17 protein-coding genes and 1 other RNA gene are annotated in these 15,201 nt (G+C 74.4%); 6 read left to right on the top strand and 12 right to left on the bottom strand.

All coding sequences use genetic code 11. The features are described 5' to 3' along the window. Window positions 1-61: 61 nt before the first annotated feature. Entirely contained in the window at window positions 62-922 is an 861-nt protein-coding gene (locus ACGF7U_RS05395) for a histone (protein ID WP_393103210.1), read from the bottom strand. A gap of 76 nt (window positions 923-998) precedes the next feature. Continuing rightward, window positions 999-1,202, bottom strand: coding sequence for a hypothetical protein (locus tag ACGF7U_RS05390; RefSeq protein WP_393103208.1), 204 nt, complete (start codon window positions 1,200-1,202; stop codon window positions 999-1,001). A gap of 215 nt (window positions 1,203-1,417) precedes the next feature. Between ACGF7U_RS05390 and ACGF7U_RS05385 the strand changes: the two genes are divergently transcribed. The 3 genes from ACGF7U_RS05385 (at window position 1,418) to ACGF7U_RS05375 (ending at window position 3,382) form a co-directional block, all read left to right on the top strand. Then, window positions 1,418-1,837 (top strand): hypothetical protein, encoded by a 420-nt coding sequence (locus ACGF7U_RS05385; protein WP_393103206.1) that lies wholly within the window; start codon window positions 1,418-1,420, stop codon window positions 1,835-1,837. Window positions 1,838-2,004: 167 nt separating this feature from the next. Beyond that, the gene (locus ACGF7U_RS05380) at window positions 2,005-2,502 is read left to right on the top strand and encodes an NUDIX domain-containing protein (protein ID WP_393103204.1); all 498 of its coding nucleotides are present in this window, start codon (window positions 2,005-2,007) and stop codon (window positions 2,500-2,502) included. Continuing rightward, window positions 2,495-3,382, top strand: a complete 888-nt coding sequence (locus tag ACGF7U_RS05375) for a nucleotidyltransferase domain-containing protein (protein WP_393103202.1) — start codon at window positions 2,495-2,497, stop codon at window positions 3,380-3,382. Before ACGF7U_RS05380 ends, ACGF7U_RS05375 begins: the two co-directional genes overlap by 8 nt. Here the strand turns inward: ACGF7U_RS05375 and ACGF7U_RS05370 are convergent. Then, a complete protein-coding gene (locus ACGF7U_RS05370) occupies window positions 3,372-4,238 on the bottom strand; it encodes a GyrI-like domain-containing protein (RefSeq protein ID WP_393103200.1) in 867 nt (288 codons plus the stop codon). The genes ACGF7U_RS05375 and ACGF7U_RS05370 overlap by 11 nt on opposite strands. A 152-nt stretch (window positions 4,239-4,390) precedes the next feature. After that, window positions 4,391-5,551, bottom strand: coding sequence for a cation diffusion facilitator family transporter (locus tag ACGF7U_RS05365; RefSeq protein WP_393103198.1), 1,161 nt, complete (start codon window positions 5,549-5,551; stop codon window positions 4,391-4,393). Here ACGF7U_RS05365 and ACGF7U_RS05360 point away from each other — a divergent pair. Together ACGF7U_RS05360 and ACGF7U_RS05355 are read left to right on the top strand one after the other, a co-directional pair. After that, complete coding sequence (locus tag ACGF7U_RS05360) at window positions 5,550-5,909, top strand: ArsR/SmtB family transcription factor (protein ID WP_393103196.1); 360 nt, start codon at window positions 5,550-5,552, stop codon at window positions 5,907-5,909. The genes ACGF7U_RS05365 and ACGF7U_RS05360 overlap by 2 nt on opposite strands. Window positions 5,910-6,159: 250 nt before the next feature. Then, the gene (locus ACGF7U_RS05355; protein ID WP_393103194.1) at window positions 6,160-6,285 is read left to right on the top strand and encodes a hypothetical protein; all 126 of its coding nucleotides are present in this window, start codon (window positions 6,160-6,162) and stop codon (window positions 6,283-6,285) included. Window positions 6,286-6,384: 99 nt separating this feature from the next. Here the strand turns inward: ACGF7U_RS05355 and rnpB are convergent. Further along, an RNA gene (rnpB, locus tag ACGF7U_RS05350) (RNase P RNA component class A) lies at window positions 6,385-6,802 on the bottom strand. Between the two features lie 287 nt (window positions 6,803-7,089). Between rnpB and ACGF7U_RS05345 the strand changes: the two genes are divergently transcribed. Beyond that, on the top strand, window positions 7,090-7,851 hold the full coding sequence (locus ACGF7U_RS05345; protein ID WP_393103192.1) for a sulfite exporter TauE/SafE family protein: 762 nt from the start codon (window positions 7,090-7,092) through the stop codon (window positions 7,849-7,851). Window positions 7,852-7,990: 139 nt separating this feature from the next. Here ACGF7U_RS05345 and mctP read toward each other — a convergent pair whose 3' ends face one another. The 7 genes from mctP to ACGF7U_RS05310 form a co-directional block, all read right to left on the bottom strand. Then, the gene (gene mctP / locus ACGF7U_RS05340) at window positions 7,991-9,646 is read right to left on the bottom strand and encodes a monocarboxylate uptake permease MctP (RefSeq protein ID WP_393103190.1); all 1,656 of its coding nucleotides are present in this window, start codon (window positions 9,644-9,646) and stop codon (window positions 7,991-7,993) included. After that, on the bottom strand, window positions 9,646-9,888 hold the full coding sequence (locus ACGF7U_RS05335) for a DUF3311 domain-containing protein (RefSeq protein ID WP_393103188.1): 243 nt from the start codon (window positions 9,886-9,888) through the stop codon (window positions 9,646-9,648). The genes mctP and ACGF7U_RS05335 overlap by 1 nt, the downstream gene beginning before the upstream one ends. Window positions 9,889-10,162: 274 nt before the next feature. Further along, complete coding sequence (locus ACGF7U_RS05330; RefSeq protein WP_393103186.1) at window positions 10,163-11,386, bottom strand: bifunctional RNase H/acid phosphatase; 1,224 nt, start codon at window positions 11,384-11,386, stop codon at window positions 10,163-10,165. 3 nt (window positions 11,387-11,389) lie between these two features. Further along, on the bottom strand, window positions 11,390-12,127 hold the full coding sequence (locus ACGF7U_RS05325) for a zinc ribbon domain-containing protein (protein WP_393103185.1): 738 nt from the start codon (window positions 12,125-12,127) through the stop codon (window positions 11,390-11,392). Next, window positions 12,117-12,989, bottom strand: a complete 873-nt coding sequence (locus ACGF7U_RS05320) for a Nif3-like dinuclear metal center hexameric protein (RefSeq protein WP_393103184.1) — start codon at window positions 12,987-12,989, stop codon at window positions 12,117-12,119. The genes ACGF7U_RS05325 and ACGF7U_RS05320 overlap by 11 nt, the downstream gene beginning before the upstream one ends. A 171-nt stretch (window positions 12,990-13,160) precedes the next feature. Continuing rightward, window positions 13,161-13,733, bottom strand: a complete 573-nt coding sequence (locus ACGF7U_RS05315; protein ID WP_393103182.1) for a flavoprotein — start codon at window positions 13,731-13,733, stop codon at window positions 13,161-13,163. 16 nt (window positions 13,734-13,749) lie between these two features. Then, window positions 13,750-14,979 (bottom strand): helix-turn-helix domain-containing protein, encoded by a 1,230-nt coding sequence (locus ACGF7U_RS05310; protein ID WP_393103180.1) that lies wholly within the window; start codon window positions 14,977-14,979, stop codon window positions 13,750-13,752. Window positions 14,980-15,201 lie beyond the last annotated feature (222 nt).

Genomic DNA, 15,201 nt, shown 5'->3' with positions numbered 1-15,201 from the left:
ATCCTGACAGTGTGGCGGATGATCCGCTTCCCGGCGCGCGCCGGGAGTCACGAGGCTGCGGTCACGTCGCCTTGCGCGCCCCCGCCCGGGCGGCCCGGGGCGCGGTGGCCCGGGCGGCGGCCGTCCGGGCCGGCGCCTTGCGGGCGGTGACCTTCTTGGCCGGCGCCTTGGCGGCGGTGGTCTTCTTCGCCGGGGCCTTCTTCGCGGCCGCCTTGCGGGTGGTGGCCGACGACGTCGCGGTCGTCTTCTTCGCCGGCGCCTTCTTCGCCGCGGCCTTGCGGGCACCGCCGGTGGGCCGGGTCGCGGCCGTCTTCCGGGCCGGCGTCGTCTTCTTGGCCGTGGCCTTCCTGGCCGGGGCCTTCGCCGCCGTGGTCGTCTTCTTCGCCGCCGTGGTGGTGGCCTTCTTCGCCGTCGAGGTGACCTTGCGGGCGGCGGTGGTGGCCTTCGCGGGGGCCTTCTTGGCCGCCGCGGTGCTCTTCTTGGCCGGCGCGGCGGTCTTCTTCGCCGGCGCGGTCGTCTTCTTCGCCGCGGTGGCGGCTCGGGCCGCCGCCTGCCGGGCGGGCGTCTTCGCCGAGGTGGTCTTCTTCGTCGCGGTGCTCTTGGCCGCCGCCGTCGTCCGCTTCGCCGCGGCGGGCGCCTTCTTCGCGGCGGTGGCCGTCGTCTTCTTCGCCGCCGCCGTCGTCTTCTTCGCCCCGGTGGCCGCCTTCGTCGCCACCTTCTTCGCGGGAGCCTTCGCGGCGGTGGTCTTCTTCGCCGGCGCCCGCCCGGCGCCGCCCGTCGCCTTGCTGGCCGGCGCCTTCTTCGCCGCGGTGGTCGGCCGTGCGGTCCGGGCCGCGCCCGCGGACCGCTCCGCCGCGGCGGTCTTCCTGGCGGTCGTACGTCCGGCGGCCGGGCGGGTGGTGGCCTGCTGTGCTTCGGCCATCTCGGTTCCCTCCTTGGGGACGTGCTCTCGCCCTCGCGGAGCACGGGGTACCTCGACGCGGGCAGTCCCGCGCCGCCTATCTGTCCTCCCCGGCCCAGCGGGCGTCCTCGGCCTCCCACGCTTCGTTGCGCTCCCGCACCTGTTGCAGGGCGTTCTCCGCGTCGGCGGCTGAGGCGTACGGCCCGAGAACGTGCTTGGCGGGGCACACGTCGGCATCGGTCTCGACCCGGTGGTGTCGGGTGCACCAGAAGTAGCGCCCACCGCTTCCGCTGTCGCTCATGGGATCACTGTGCACCGCGAACCACCCGGCCGCCACCGGAACACCACAAGTCGCCGATGTTCTCCACAGTAGACGTGCTTCCGGCCGCAGGGGCTGGAACTGCGAAAACAGGGCGACCGGACCTTCCGGGGCCGCGCGGCGCGGGCCCGACGGGGCAGCCGTGGGGCGCGCCGGTGTCGCACAATCCCCCCGTGCGACGCGGGGGAGGAACATCGGTGTGGCTGCGGCGCGGGCTGGCCGGGGCGGTGGTGGCGGGCGTGCTGGCGGCGATCGGAGTTCTCGCCGGGGTGCCGCTGCTGCGGGACCGGTCGCAGCAGCGGCTGGAGCAGCGGGCCGAGCGGGAGGTGACCGCGACCGCGCAGCTCGCCCGCGCGAGGCTGCTCGCCGCCCCCGCCGCCGGGGAGTCGACGCTGCGGCAGGCCGCCGACGGGGTGGACGGGGTCGAGGTGCTGACGGTGCGCAGCGACGGGCCGGGGCCCGACCCGGCGGTCCGGCTGGTGTTCCGGGTGCGCGTGGCCAAGACCGCGGCGTCGGTCTTCGGCTGGCAGCGGGCCGACTCGACGGCCTGCTTCGCCCAGGTCGTGCACACCGACGCCGGCCCGGCCGCCCTCGAACGGCTGCCCTGCCCCGACTGACCCGGCCGGAGCCGCCGCGGGCACGCGAGCCCGGCTGGCGGCGGGTCGACCGGCGGCCCACCCGGCGTGCCTTCCGGACGACCTGTGGCCGGTACGGGCGCGCGGGCGGCCAGCGGTCGGGGTGACGCGGGACGGGTCGCCGGCCGGGGGCGCGTTAGGGTCACCGGGTGGGTGCCTCGGACTACATCCTGCGGATCCGCGAACGCGTCGGCCACAGCCTGCTCTGGCTGCCGAGCGTGAGCGCGGTGGTCCGCAACGACGCCGGCGAGCTGCTGCTCGGCAAGCGCGCCGACGACGGGCGCTGGTCCGTCGCCAGCGGCGTCGTCGAGCCGGGCGAGCAGCCGGCCACGGCCGTGATCCGCGAGGTGCGGGAGGAGACCGGCCTGGACGTGGAGCCGGTCCGGCTGAGCAGCGTCCTCACCCACCCGCACACCTACCCCAACGGCGACCGCTGCGAATACCTGAACATCGGTTTCGAGTGCCGCCTGCTGGGCGGCACCGCCCGGGTCAACGACGACGAGTCGGTGGCCGTGGAGTGGTTCCCGCCCGACCGGCTGCCCGAGCTGGACCGGCACGCCCGGCTGGTCATCGCGCACGCCCTCGGCACCGAGGCGACCGCCTGGTTCCTGCCCGCCGGCACGGTCTGGACGGAGTCCGATGACTGACCTCGACCCCGCCCTGCGCGACTACCTCGCCGACCTGGTCGCCGCCGCCCGCGACGTCCTCGGCGACGAACTCGTCGGGGCGTACGCAGCCGGCTCCGTGGGGCTGGGCGCGTACCAGCCGGGGCGCAGCGACGTCGACGTGGCGCTGGTCTGCGCGGGCGCCCTCGACCCGGCGCGCAAGCAGGAGCTGGTGGCGCGCCTGCGGCACGAGGCGCTGCCCTGTCCCGCGCGAGGGCTGGAACTGGTCGTCTACCGCCGGGCCGTCGCCGGCTCCGGCACCCCGGAGCCCGGGTTCGAGGTCGAGCTGAACACCGGCGCCCGGATGCCGTTCCGGGCCACCTGGGCCGCCGCCGACCGGCCGGCCGAGGACGGCCTGTTCTGGTACGGGCTGGACCGCAGCATCCTGCACCAGTGCGGGCACGCCCTGCTCGGGCCGCCGGCCGCCGAGACCTTCGCCGACCTCTCCCCCGCCGACCTGCGCCGCCTGCTGACCGACGCGCTGCGCTGGTGGCTGGCCCTGCCGACCCCGCCGGGGGACGGTCCCGCCCCCGGCGCCGAGGACGCGGTGCTCGGCGCGTGCCGGTCCCTGGTCAAGGTCCGCCACGGGGTCTGGCTGTCGAAGGCCGACGCCGGCCGCCGGCTGGTCGCCGACGGCTGGCCGGCCGGCCCGAGCGCCGCTGGCGGAGCCACCGACCCGGCCGCCGGCGTCGGGACCGGCGACCGGACCGGCGACCGCCGGGCCGCCGGTCCGACCGCCGACGGCGGCGGGCCCGCCGAGCTGATCGAGCGGTCGATCGCGGCGCGCGCGGGCGGTCCGCCGCCGAGCGGCCCGGAGGCGCGCGCCTTCCAGCGCCGCGTCCTGGCCGAGATCAGTCGGTGACCGGCTCCACCGGGATCCACAGCTCGGCGTCCGCCTCGGTGCCGTCCGCCGAGAGCCGGGTACGGGAGATCTCCGGTCCCGGCCGGCTGCGGTACGGGTTGGACGGGAACCACTGGGTGAACACGTCCCGCCACAGGTACTGCACCGCCTGCGGGAACGCCCCGGAGGTCTCGAAGACCGCCCAGGTGCCCGCCGGCACGGTCAACGCGTCCAGGTCCTCCGGCGCGTCCGCGCCGGTCACCACGCCGTGCCAGTAGTCCAGCTCGGTGCCCTCCGCGCGGCTGCCCGCCAGGTTGTCGCTGACGTTGACGATGCCGTGCGGCTCCTGGTCGGACAGCGCCTCGACGCGGCGTACCGTCTCCTGGTCGATGCCCCTGATGAAGGCGACGATCGCCGGGTTCATCCCCTCGTGCACGAGTGGCACCCGGGCCTTGCGGCCCACCAGCCGGAACTCGTCCTTGCGCACGATCCGGTATCGCATGCTGCTGCTCCCTTCGACGACGAGTCGGAAGGACATCCGGGGCTGGGCGCGCAGCGCCGCCCCCGTACGTCGGGCCTCGCCGGGGCCCACGCCGTGCATGGCGTGGAACGCCCGGGCGAACGCTTCGGTGGAGCCGTAGCCGTAGCGCACCGCCACGTCGAGCAGCGTCCGTTCCCCCGCGAGCACCTCGGCGCCCGCGACGGTGAGCCGCCGGCGGCGGATGTACTCGGACAGGCCCACGCCCGCCAGCGCGGAGAAGATCCGCCGGAGGTGGTACTCCGACGTCACCGCGATCCGCGCCAGCTCGGCCACCTCGATCGGTTGGTCGAGGTGCCGCTCGATGTGCTCCATGGCCTGGTTGAGCCGCTCCAGCACCCGGTTCTCCTTCCCTTCGAGCAGCAACGCTAGGCGCGCGGGAGGGTGCCCGACCCGACATGCTGTGCCCGGTGCGGTCGGGTGGGCGGCGCTCAGGTCGTCCGGTGGCGGGTCGCCGCGCCACGGCCGGCCGCTCCTGCCGGGGCAGGTGATCAGGGCGACGGTTGGCGGCGGCGGTGGGACAGCTCGGTGTGGTGGTGTGCCCCGGGGTGGCTGTCGGGATCGGTGTGGACGGTGGCGCTGGTCAGCCGGGGCACGGCGTGGGTGAGCAGGTGCTCGGCGTCGGCGGCGATCTCGTGGGCGGCGCGGAGGCTGAGACGGCCGTCGACGACGAGGTCGGCTTCGGCGTGCAGCCGGTGACCGATCCAGCGCAGCCGGACCGCGGTCACGTCGCGGACCCCGTGCACCGCGCGGAGGGTCGCCTCGGCCCGGTCGACGATCGCGGGGTCGACGGCGTCCATCAGCCGACGGTAGACCTCCCGCGCGGCGTCCCGGAGCACGAACGTGATGGCGGCGGCGATGACCAGGCCGACGAGCGGGTCGGCCCAGCGCCAGCCGGCCCGGGCGCCGGCGGCGGCGGCCACGACCGCGAGTGAGGTGTACCCGTCGGCGCGGGCGTGCAGCCCGTCGGCGACCAGGGCGGCGGAGCCGATGCGTCGGCCCACCCGGATGCGGTAGCGGGCGACGAGTTCGTTGCCGGCGAACCCGACGACCCCGGCGGCGGCCACCCACGGCAGGTGCGTGATCTCGGCGGGGTGCAGCAGCCGGGCGATCGCGGTCCAGCCGGCGGCGACGGCGGAGGCGGCGATCACCGCGACGATGACGATGCCCGCGAGGTCTTCGGCGCGGCCGTAGCCGTAGGTGTACGCCCGGGTCGCGGCGCGCCGGCCGAGCAGGAACGCGATTCCCAGCGGCACGGCGGTCAGGGCGTCGGCGACGTTGTGCAGGGTGTCGCCGAGCAGGGCGACGGACCCGGACAGCACGACGACGACCGCCTGCGCGACGGCGGTGACGCCCAGGCCGACGAGGGAGATCCAGAGTGCCCGGAGCCCCTCGCGGGAGGACTCCAACGCCGGGTCGAGCCGGTCCCGCGAGTCGTGGGAGTGCGGGACGAAGGCGTGTCGCAGCCGCCGCCACCACGCCCGCGGGCCGGCCGTGTCGTGGTCGTGCTCGTGGTCGTGGTCGTGCGGTGCGCCGTGGTGATGGCGGTGCGGTGCGCCGTGGTGGTGGCCGTGTCCGTGCTCGTGCACCAGTACCCCCGTCGGTCGGATGGCGGACGCCGGGTCGCCGTCGCGCGGATAATATGTGCTCATGTACGCACGCGACAACGTTGCAGGTGCCAGTGACCTGCAACAACGCCTCCCATCCGACGGCGAGGTGGCCACGGCGACGGACATGCTGCGGATGCTCGCCGACGGCACCCGACTGCGGCTGATGTGGCTGCTCAGCGACGGCGAGCACGACGTCACCGCGCTGGTGCGGGCCCTGGGGGTGGCGCGACCGGCGGTGTCCCAGCACCTGGGCAAGCTCCGCCTGGCCGGCCTGGTCGCCGTACGCCGGGACGGCCGCCGGGCGCTCTACACCGCCCGCGGCGGCCACGTGCGGCGGCTCGTCGCGGAGGTCATGTACGCGGCGTCCCACCGGGTGACCGGCGCCCCGGACCACGACTGAACAGGCCGATCGTGCCCGGAACGGGGGCGGGTCACGCAGGCCGCCCGATACCGCCGGGACCACCGATGGGTGTGCTCGGCGGGGCGCCGGGCAGACCGGACGACTGCCTGCCGTCTCATCGGGTACGCGGCTGCGGAGGATCAGGCCGGACGACGTCCCGTGCCGCCGCCATGCCGGGCGGCTCCGACCCGGTTGTCCGGCGCGGAACCGCCATGGCTGATCCGACGCACCCCAGGAAGGGAGGCTCGCGATGAAGGACAGGATCCTGACCGGGTTGAAGAGGAAGGCGAACGCGATCGTGGTACGCCGCAGGCGCCGGGACGCCATGATCAGCAAGCCGACCGCCGCCAGGAGGCCCGGCCGGCTCTTCCAATGAGAACGCGACGAGGGCTGCCGGCCGTCCGGCGGACGCGGGGACGGACCGACGAGGCAGCAGGCCCAGCCGCCAGGTGACGGCGGCTGGCCTGGTGGGCGACGGACGAGTCGACCTGTACGCCGGATTCTGTGACCGGCGCGTGCCCCGAGGGGCTCACGCCGGCGGCGGCCATCCATCTAGGCCTACCGTCGCCGGCAGGCTCGAGCGGCCTACCCGCAGACATCGGGCGGGCCACCCTCAAGCGTCTGCGCGGATCGTCGTCCCTGCCGGGTGACGACCCATTCTTGGCCTTGCTCCGGGTGGGGTTTACCGAGCCACCCCGGTCACCCGGGGTGCTGGTGGGCTCTTACCCCACCGTTTCACCCTTACCGTCCCCGATGGGGCCGGCGGTCTGTTTTCTGTGGCACTGTCCCGCGGGTCACCCCGGGTTGCCGTTAGCAACCACCCTGCCCTGTGGAGTCCGGACGTTCCTCGGCGGCGGGCCGGAGCCCGCCGACGCGACCGCCCGGTCGACTCGTCCGTCGCGCACTCATCCTAACGACGCCACCGCCGCGGCTATTGCCGCCCCGGGCCGGCCGCCGCCCGACCGCACCCGCCGATCGCACTACTTCAGGGAAACAGTGGCCTCCCGGCGCCGGATGGGCGCTATTTTCCTGAAAGAGTGCCATGCACCGGCCGGGACGCAGCATCGCCGGGCCGGGGCGGACGGCGATACGCTCCGGGGCCGTGCCCGCCTCGGGGCGGGGTCGCGCAAGGTCGCCGTGCCGGGCAGGGGGGCGGGGCGCGTACTAGCCTCTGGGGACCATGGACCTCTCCGACGCCGCGCTGCTGCTCACTGCCGGTCTCGCCGCGGGCACGGTCAACGCGGCGGCCGGCGGGGGCTCGCTCATCACCTTCCCGGCGATGATCGCGGTGGGCCTGCCGCCGGTGCCGGCCAACGTCAGCAACTCGGTGGCGGTCTTTCCGGGGTACGTGGCGAGCGTGGCGGGCAGCCGGACCGACCTGCCGCGGGGGCGGGCGCTGGCCACGCTGGTGCCGACCACCATCGTCGGCACGATCGCCGGGGCACTGCTGCTGCTGGCCACCCCTGCGCGGGCGTTCGAGCTGGTGGTGCCCTTCCTGGTGCTCGGGGCGACGGCGGTGCTGGCCTTCCAGGATCCGCTGCGCCGGCTGGTCGGGCATCCGCGTGACCTGTCGCCCCGCCGCCGTACGGTCAGCGTGCAGGCCATGGTCGCGGTCGGCGCCGTGTACGGCGGCTACTTCGGCGCGGCGCTCGGCGTGATGCTGGTCGCCGGCCTGGCCCTGGTGCTGGACGCGACGCTGGCCCGGGTGAGCGCGATCAAGAACCTGCTCTCCGCCGTGGTCGGGTTGACCACGCTCGTGGTGTTCGCGCTGTTCGGCCCGGTGAACTGGGCGGCGGTCGCGGTGGTCGCCCCGGCGACACTGGTCGGCGGGTACGCCGGCGCGCGGCTGGTCCGCCGGCTGCCGTCGGTGGTGCTCAAGGCCCTGATCGTGGTCTTCGGCACGGTGATCGGCCTGTACCTGCTCTCGCGCGCCCTGCGCTGACCCCGCGCGGGGTGCCCGCACGACCGGGGCCGCGCCCCGGCACGCCCCACGGGGACGGGCCCCTGCGCGACCAGAGGGCCGCGCCCGGCACGTCGCCGCACGGAAACGGGCCCCTGCACGACCGCAGGGGCCCGTCCGCTCAGGCGACCGGTTCCGGGGCGGCGTCGGCGTCCCGGCGCTGACCGGGCACGACCCGCGGGTCGCCCTCGTCGGCGAAGTAGTCGTCCGGCGTGGTGCCGTCGACGCCGTCGCGCACCTTGGCCGCCCGCAGCACCACCGTCAGCAGGGCCGCCACCAGCAGGTTGACCAGCACCGCCACGATCCCGACGTAGATCGTCTTCGGGGTGTCGAAGCCGAAGTCCGACAGCGGGAACGCCGAGCCGCCGAAGTGCTTGCGCCCGGTGGCCGCGTTGGGGATCTGGTAGAGCATCCACATGCCCAGCCCCATGCCGGCGACCCAGCCCGCCACGAGCGCGCCCCGGTGGAACCAGCGGGTGTAGAGGCCCAGCGCCACCGCCGGCAGCGTCTGGAGGATGATCACGCCGCCGATGAGCTGGAGGTCGATGGAGAACTGCGGGTCGAGGAAGACGATGCAGGCCACCGCGCCGACCTTCACCACCAGGGAGGTGATCTTCGAGACGTTCGCCTCCTGGGCCGGGGAGGCGTCCCGCTTCAGGTACTCCTTGTAGATGTTGCGGGTGAACAGGTTCGCCGCCGCGATGGACATGATGGCCGCCGGCACCAGCGCGCCGATCCCGATGGCCGCGTACGCGACGCCCGCGAACCAGTCGGGGAACTGCTGGTCGAACAGGACCGGCACCACGGTGTTGCTGTCCACGCTGCCTTCCTTCGCCCCGGGCAGCGGCTTCACCCCGGCCGCGATGGCCATGAAGCCGAGCAGCGCGATCAGCCCGAGCAGCAGGCTGTACGCGGGCAGCGCCGACATGTTCCGCTTGATCACGTCCCGGTTCCGGCTGGCCAGCACGCCGGTGATGCTGTGCGGGTAGAGGAACAGCGCCAGCGCCGAGCCGAACGCCAGCGTGACGTACTGGAGCTGGTTGTTGGCGGTGAGCAGCACCCCGTCGTTCGGGTTCGGCGACGCGTCGAACTTCGCGTCGGCGGCGTCGAAGATCTCGCCCCAGCCGCCGAGCTTGTACGGCAGCCAGATGACCGCCACCAGGATCACGATGTAGATCAGCGTGTCCTTGACGAACGCGATCAGCGCCGGCGCGCGCAGCCCGGACTGGTACGTGTACGCGGCCAGGATCGCGAACGCGACGATGATCGGCAGGTGCCGGGCCAGGGCGCTCTCGCCGGTGACCCCCATGGTCTTGAGCACCGCCTCGATGCCGACGAGTTGCAGCGCGATGTAGGGCATCGTGGCGGCGATGCCGGTGATCGCCACGAGCAGCGCCAGCACGGGCGAGTCGAACCGGCTGCGGACGAAGTCCGCCGGGGTGACGAAGCCGTGCCGGTGCGAGACCGACCAGAGCCGGCACAGCACCAGGAACACCAGCGGGTAGATCACGATGGTGTACGGCACGGCGAAGAACCCGGCCGCGCCGGCCCCGAACATCAGCGCCGGCACCGCCACGAAGGTGTACGCCGTGTAGAGGTCACCGCCGACCAGGAACCAGGTGATCCAGCCGCCGAAGTTGCGTCCGCCCAGCCCCCATTCGTCGAGGTGGGCCATGTCCTTCGGGGCGCGCCACCGGGCCGCCACGAAGCCCATCCCGCTGACCAGCAGGAAGAGCAGCGAGAAGACGATGATCTCGGTGAGGTGGTCGCGCCACATCAGCGCCCACCCCGCTTCTTCGTCATCTGGTACACCAGCGTCGTGGTGGCCACGCCGAGCAGGATGTAGGCGAGTTGGAGCCAGTAGAAGCGCGGGAAGCCGAGGACCCGGGGCGAGTCGCCGTTGAAGAACGCCGGGATCAGCGGCACCACGATCGGGATGAAGAGCAACCAGTTCCAGGGGCTGTGGTCCTTCGCCCTGGTGGGCGCCGCTGTGGGCGCCTCCGGTTCGGGTGCGGCCATGTGACACACCTCCGGTGGGTCGTAGATCGACACGATGACGGCCGGAGGCTACGACCATGTGAGCGCCGTCACGTTCGACCGGGGGACGCCGGTGCGCCGAACGGGCGGCGGCGTGCGCCGAACGGCTACCACCGCCGGCCCGCGGTCAGCCGACCGACGGTGCGGGCGGCCGGCGGCCAGGCGGGCGGACGAGAAAGCAGGCACGGCGGCCGGGCGGGAGAGAGCGGCCGGGCAGCGGAAGGCGGCGGAGGCCAGCCAGGCGCGCGGAGGCGGCTCAGACTCCGGCGAGGTGCGCGGTGTCGTTGACCGTGCGGACGGCGACGCCGCCGTCGGGCCACATGTCCAGCACCGAGATGCCGGCCGCGTCCAGGAAGAGCCGGTGCAGGAACCCGTCGCCGGCCGCGAGCGCGTCGCGCAGCACCAGCTTGATCGGCGAGACGTGCGAGACCACCACCACGGTCTCCCCGGGGTACGCCCGGCACAGCCCGTCGACCGCGCGGCGGCAGCGCTCGGCGACCTCGACAAACGACTCGCCCTCCGGCGGGGCCACCCGCGTGGAGGCGAGCCAGGCGTCCATCTCCCCCGGCCATCCCTCGCGGACCTCGGCGAAGGTACGCCCCTCCCAGGCCCCGAAGTCGCACTCGACGAGGTCGTCCTCGCGGCGCACCGGCACCCCGCCGAGCGCCCCGGCGATCGCCTCCGCGGTCGCCGTACACCGGGACAGGGGCGAGCTGACCACGGCCGCGACGGACGGGGCCAGCCCGGCCACCCGGGCGGCCGTGGCCCGGGCCTGGGCCCGGCCCCGCTCGGACAGCGGGACGTCGCCGCGGCCGGAGTAGCGGCGCTGTTCGGTGTACGCGGTCTCGCCGTGCCGGACCAGGATCAGCCGGGTGGCGGTGAAGCTCGGCCGCGGCTGCCAGGAGGCGGGCACGGTCGTCGGGTCGGTGCCGGTGGTCGTCGCCGACGCGGCGCGGGCGGCCACCTCGCGGGCCCTCGCCCGGGCCGCCGAGTCGGGGCCGGCCACCTCGCGCGGGGGCTCCACGACGCGCGGCGGCTCGACGGCGGCCGGGGCCGGGGCGCGCCCCGCGGCGGCGGCGTCCATGGCGGCGTTGGCCAGGGCGTCGGCGTGCCGGTTGCGCTCGCGGGGGATCCAGCTGAACCGGACCGCGGCGAAGCGGTTCACCAGGCCGGCGGCCTGCGCGGCGAGCGGGCGCAGCCCGGGGTGCTTGATCTGCCAGCGGCCGCACATCTGCTCGACCACCAGCTTCGAGTCCATCCTGGCCTCGACCTCGGTGGCGCCCAGTTCGGCGGCCGCCTCCAGCCCGGCGATCAGCCCCCGGTACTCGGCGACGTTGTTGGTGGCGACACCGATCGACTCGCTCCGCTCGGCCAGCACCTCACCGGTGTCGGAGTCGCGGACCACCGCGCCGTAGCCGGCCGGGCCGGGGTTGCCCCGGGACCCGCCGTCGGCCTCGACGACGACCACGCGCGGCGCCACGGGCTACAGGCCGGACTCGTTGGTGCGGACCATGATCCGCCGGCACTCCTCGCAGCGCACGACGTCGTCCGGCGCCGCCTTGCGGATCCGGGCCAGGTCGGCGCCGGAGAGGTCCAGCCGGCAGCCGCCGCACCGGCCGGCGGTGAGCAGCGCCGCGCCGAGCCCCGAGTCCTCGCGGATCTTGTCGTACAGCTGGACCAGGTCGGCCGGGAGGTCGGCCGCGAGCGGCTGGCGGGCGCCGCGCTTGAACTCCTCCTCCTTGGCGATCTCGGCCAGGGCGTCGTCACGGCGCCGCTCGGCGGCGTCCCGCTTCTCCCGGGCCTCGGCGATCCGCTTCTCGATGCCGTCCAGCACGCCCTGCGCGGTCTCGCGCTGCTCCATCAGCTCCAGCTCGGCGTCCTCCAGGTCGCTCTGGCGGCGGTTGAGCGAGACCAGCTCGTGCTGGAGGGCCTCCAGCTCCCGGGCCGGGCCGGTGCCGGCGGCCAGCCGGTCCTCGTCCTTGGACTTGCGGGCCCGCACCTGGTCGATGTCCTTCTCCAGCCGGGCGATGTCCCGATCGAGGTCGTCGACCGCCACCTGGGCACGGACCCGCTCGTCCTCCAGCGCGGAGAGCTCCCGGGCCAACGCCTCCAGCTCGGCCCGCTCGGGCAGCACGCGACGGCGGTGGGCGAGCTGGGCGAGGGCGGTGTCGATCGCCTGGAGGTCGAGCAGGCGGCGCTGGACCTGCGGGTCAGCCTTCACGTCGGGGCTCCTTCTCGTCCACCGCGGGTGGGGCGGCGTGTACGGTCCACGGGTCGGTGTCCAGGTCGGACACCAGCGTCTCGACGCCCGTCGCCTCCCGCAGGATGGCGGCCAGGTCGTCCAGCCACGGTCGTTCGGTCGCCCAGTGGGCGGCGTCGAGCAGGGCCGGGCCGTCGGCGGCGAGGTGCTCGCCGGCCGGATGGTGCCGCAGGTCGGCGGTGAGGAACGCGTCCACCCCGGCAGCGGTCGCGTCGGCGAGGAAGCCGTCCCCCGCGCCGCCGCTGACCGCGAGGGTACGAACCATACGCCCGGGTTCCCCCGCGGCGCGAACTCCCCAGGCCGTGGCGGGGAGCACGGCGGCGGCGTGCCGGGTCAGCTCCGCCAGGGTCATCGGCTCCGGCAGCTCGCCGATCCGGCCGATCCCCCGGCCGGCGCCGTGGGCCGGCGAGCCGGGCGCGGGTCGGTGCAGCGGGCGCAGCCCGGTCAGCCCGAACCGGGCGGCGAGCGCGTCGGAGACCCCCGGGTCGGCCACGTCGGCGTTGGTGTGCGCGACGTACAGCGCCACGTCGGCCTTGATCAGCCGGTGGACGATCCGCCCCTTGTACGTCGTCGGGGCGACCGACGACACGCCGCGCAGCAGCAGCGGATGGTGGGCGACGATCATGTCGACGCCGGCGTCGAGCGCCTCGGCGACGGTTTCGGGCACCACGTCGACCACGCAGAGGACCCGGCGCACGGGGGCACACGGCTCCCCGAGCACCAGCCCCACCCGGTCCCACTCCTCGGCCCAGGCCGGCGGGTAGCGCCGCTCCAGCTCGGCGACCACCTCGGAGACGGTCGGCGGGTCTGCGTTGGTGCTCACGGCGGGCCAGCTTACCGGCGCGGGCCGTGGCCGGGGGCGTCGCCCACCCGACGCCACGGCGTGTCCGCGACACCTCGTGGGCGCGCCGCCGGCTACTCCACCGCCGTCACCGGCGGACAGGAAGGGCCCCTCGCCGACGCGCCGCGTCGGCCGGGGGCCCCACCCTGCATCTCAGGCGACGGGGCAGAGGCGGTCCCGGACGGCGGCCAGACCCACGGCCCAGGGAAAGGCGTGCAGGTGGCGCTCGCCGGTGCCGGGCGGGTGCAGCGGGACGACGTGGTCGCCGAAGAGCACCGTCACTCCCCATTCGGCGAGCCGGGCGAGGCCGGCCCGGAAGGCCGGGTGGCCCGCCATCGCCGCGTTGGTGAACGGCACCGCCACCAGCGGCACCCCCAACCCCTGCGCCTCCACCAGCAGGCCGAGGGCCAGTGTGTCGGTGATCCCGGCCGCCCACTTGTTGACCGTGTTGACCGTCGCCGGACAGACGATCATGGCGTCCGCCGGCGGCAGCACGTCGAGGTCACCCGGATTCTTGTAGTGGGTGCGGACCGGGTGCCCGGTCTGCCGGGCCAGCTCGGCCCGGTCGACGAACTTGGCGCCGTCCGGCGTGGTGACCACGCAGACGTCCCAGCCGTCCTGCTGGGCCAGCTCGACGAGCCGGCCGACGTGACGGGCCAGCGGCGAACCGCAGGCGATGACGTAGAGCACCTCGCGGCGCTCGCTGCTCGGGTGCGGGCCGCTCATCAGGCCGGCTCCGCGCTCATACCCCTACTCCCATGTGCTCAGCCAACTCCGCAATCGGAGAAGGCGGCGCACCACGTGTGCGACGCAGGATGTCCGACATCACCTCGTGGGCGATCGGCCGGCAGCGGATCTCGGACGGGGCGAGGCGGTCGCCGCGCAGGAGCATCTCGCCGGCGTTGGCCACGTCACCGACCTGGGCGAAGCCCCGGGCGATGTCGAGCAGGTGGTGGGCCCGGCGCTCGGGCAGCAGCGCGTTGAACGCCGGCTCCTGGATCCGCTGCTGGTGGACCTCCACCGCGCGCCCTCCGTCGCCCAGCTCGACCGCGGCGGCCGCCCGGTGCAGTTCCAGGTTGGTCGGTCCGAACGAGGTCCAGTAGTGGTTGTGGTCGCCGCCGAGAAGGTTCGCCGCCTCCTGCGCGCCGTTGATCAGGTCGTCGACCGTGGCCGAGTCGCCGATCCGCGCGGCGGCCATCGCACCCTGGAGCAGCAGCATCCCGTAGACCGAGAGGCGGGCCGGGGACGCCTCGTTGCCGCCACCGGGAGCGAGCCGGTTGGCGATGGTGACGTTGAGTTCGAGGGCGGGGCGGGGTCGGCCCATCGCGACCAGCGCGTTGCAGACCCGGGTGGTGGCGATGCCGGCCAGGAGCTGGTCGTCGGCGCGCTGGGCGACCGCCATCGAGCGGTCGGCGGCCAGCCAGGCCAGGTCGCACTCGCCCAGCTTGCGCAGCACTGACGAGGCGATCTGGTAGACCTGCCCCAGCAGGTGGGCCGCCTCCCGGGCCTCGTCGCCGCGGTAGCCGGCGTCGGCGGCCTGGGCGTCGCGCAGCAGCTTCGGCAGCGCCCGGGTGAGCATCCCATAGCGGCCGTACTGGTAGGTGAGCCAGGCGTGGTTGACGGCCTTGCGCATGTCGGCCAGCGGGGGCGGGTACGGCGCGGCGTCGAAGTACGCGCTCATCGAGTCGTACCGCTCCAGGGCCGCCCGGATCTCCTGCACCTCGACCTGGTCGATGCAGTTCAACGCGTCCGTACGCCGTTCCGGGTCCTTGCCGAGCAGCAGTTGCACGTCGACCTGGAGGATGTCGGCGATCTCGTAGAGGACGGAGAACTTGTCCAGGCGGCGCACCCCGCGCTCGACCTTGTCCACCCAGCTCTTCGACTTGCCCAGCCGGTCGGCGAAGACCTGCTGCGACATCTTGCGCCGCCCCCGCCAGTAGGCCACCCGCCGCCCTATGGGTAACTCGTCCATCTTCCGTCCCTCCCCTGCCCGACCCGACCCGCGGCCGGCCCGCCGGCTGACGCTCGCGGCCGCGATCGCGCGCACGCCTCAGATTTTCGCTGGTCGCACAGCATGTACGTCAGCCGTACAGCCAGTTCTCGTAGTTTCCGTGCAAGTTGCATCAGCCGTTCGTCAGCTCAACGATCGCGGGTTACGGCAGTGACGGTGCTCGACATGCGACCTGGATGCCGA

This window comes from Micromonospora sp. NPDC047670 (assembly GCF_043204915.1).
Classification (GTDB): Bacteria; Actinomycetota; Actinomycetes; order Mycobacteriales; family Micromonosporaceae; genus Micromonospora.
The sequence above is the reverse complement of the archived record's forward strand: the minus strand, read 5'-3'. Positions and strand labels throughout refer to the sequence as shown.

Coding starts and splice junctions, on each gene's coding strand:
- ACGF7U_RS05390 (WP_393103208.1), bottom strand. CDS start 1,202: ATGAGCGACAGCGGAAGCGGTGGGCGCTACTTCTGGTGCACCCGACAC.
- ACGF7U_RS05375 (WP_393103202.1), top strand. CDS start 2,495: ATGACTGACCTCGACCCCGCCCTGCGCGACTACCTCGCCGACCTGGTC.
- ACGF7U_RS05355 (WP_393103194.1), top strand. CDS start 6,160: ATGAAGGACAGGATCCTGACCGGGTTGAAGAGGAAGGCGAACGCGATC.
- ACGF7U_RS05335 (WP_393103188.1), bottom strand. CDS start 9,888: ATGGCCGCACCCGAACCGGAGGCGCCCACAGCGGCGCCCACCAGGGCG.
- ACGF7U_RS05310 (WP_393103180.1), bottom strand. CDS start 14,979: ATGGACGAGTTACCCATAGGGCGGCGGGTGGCCTACTGGCGGGGGCGG.
- ACGF7U_RS05395 (WP_393103210.1), bottom strand. CDS start 922: ATGGCCGAAGCACAGCAGGCCACCACCCGCCCGGCCGCCGGACGTACG.
- ACGF7U_RS05345 (WP_393103192.1), top strand. CDS start 7,090: ATGGACCTCTCCGACGCCGCGCTGCTGCTCACTGCCGGTCTCGCCGCG.
- ACGF7U_RS05360 (WP_393103196.1), top strand. CDS start 5,550: ATGTACGCACGCGACAACGTTGCAGGTGCCAGTGACCTGCAACAACGC.
- ACGF7U_RS05315 (WP_393103182.1), bottom strand. CDS start 13,733: ATGAGCGGCCCGCACCCGAGCAGCGAGCGCCGCGAGGTGCTCTACGTC.
- ACGF7U_RS05365 (WP_393103198.1), bottom strand. CDS start 5,551: ATGAGCACATATTATCCGCGCGACGGCGACCCGGCGTCCGCCATCCGA.
- mctP (WP_393103190.1), bottom strand. CDS start 9,646: ATGTGGCGCGACCACCTCACCGAGATCATCGTCTTCTCGCTGCTCTTC.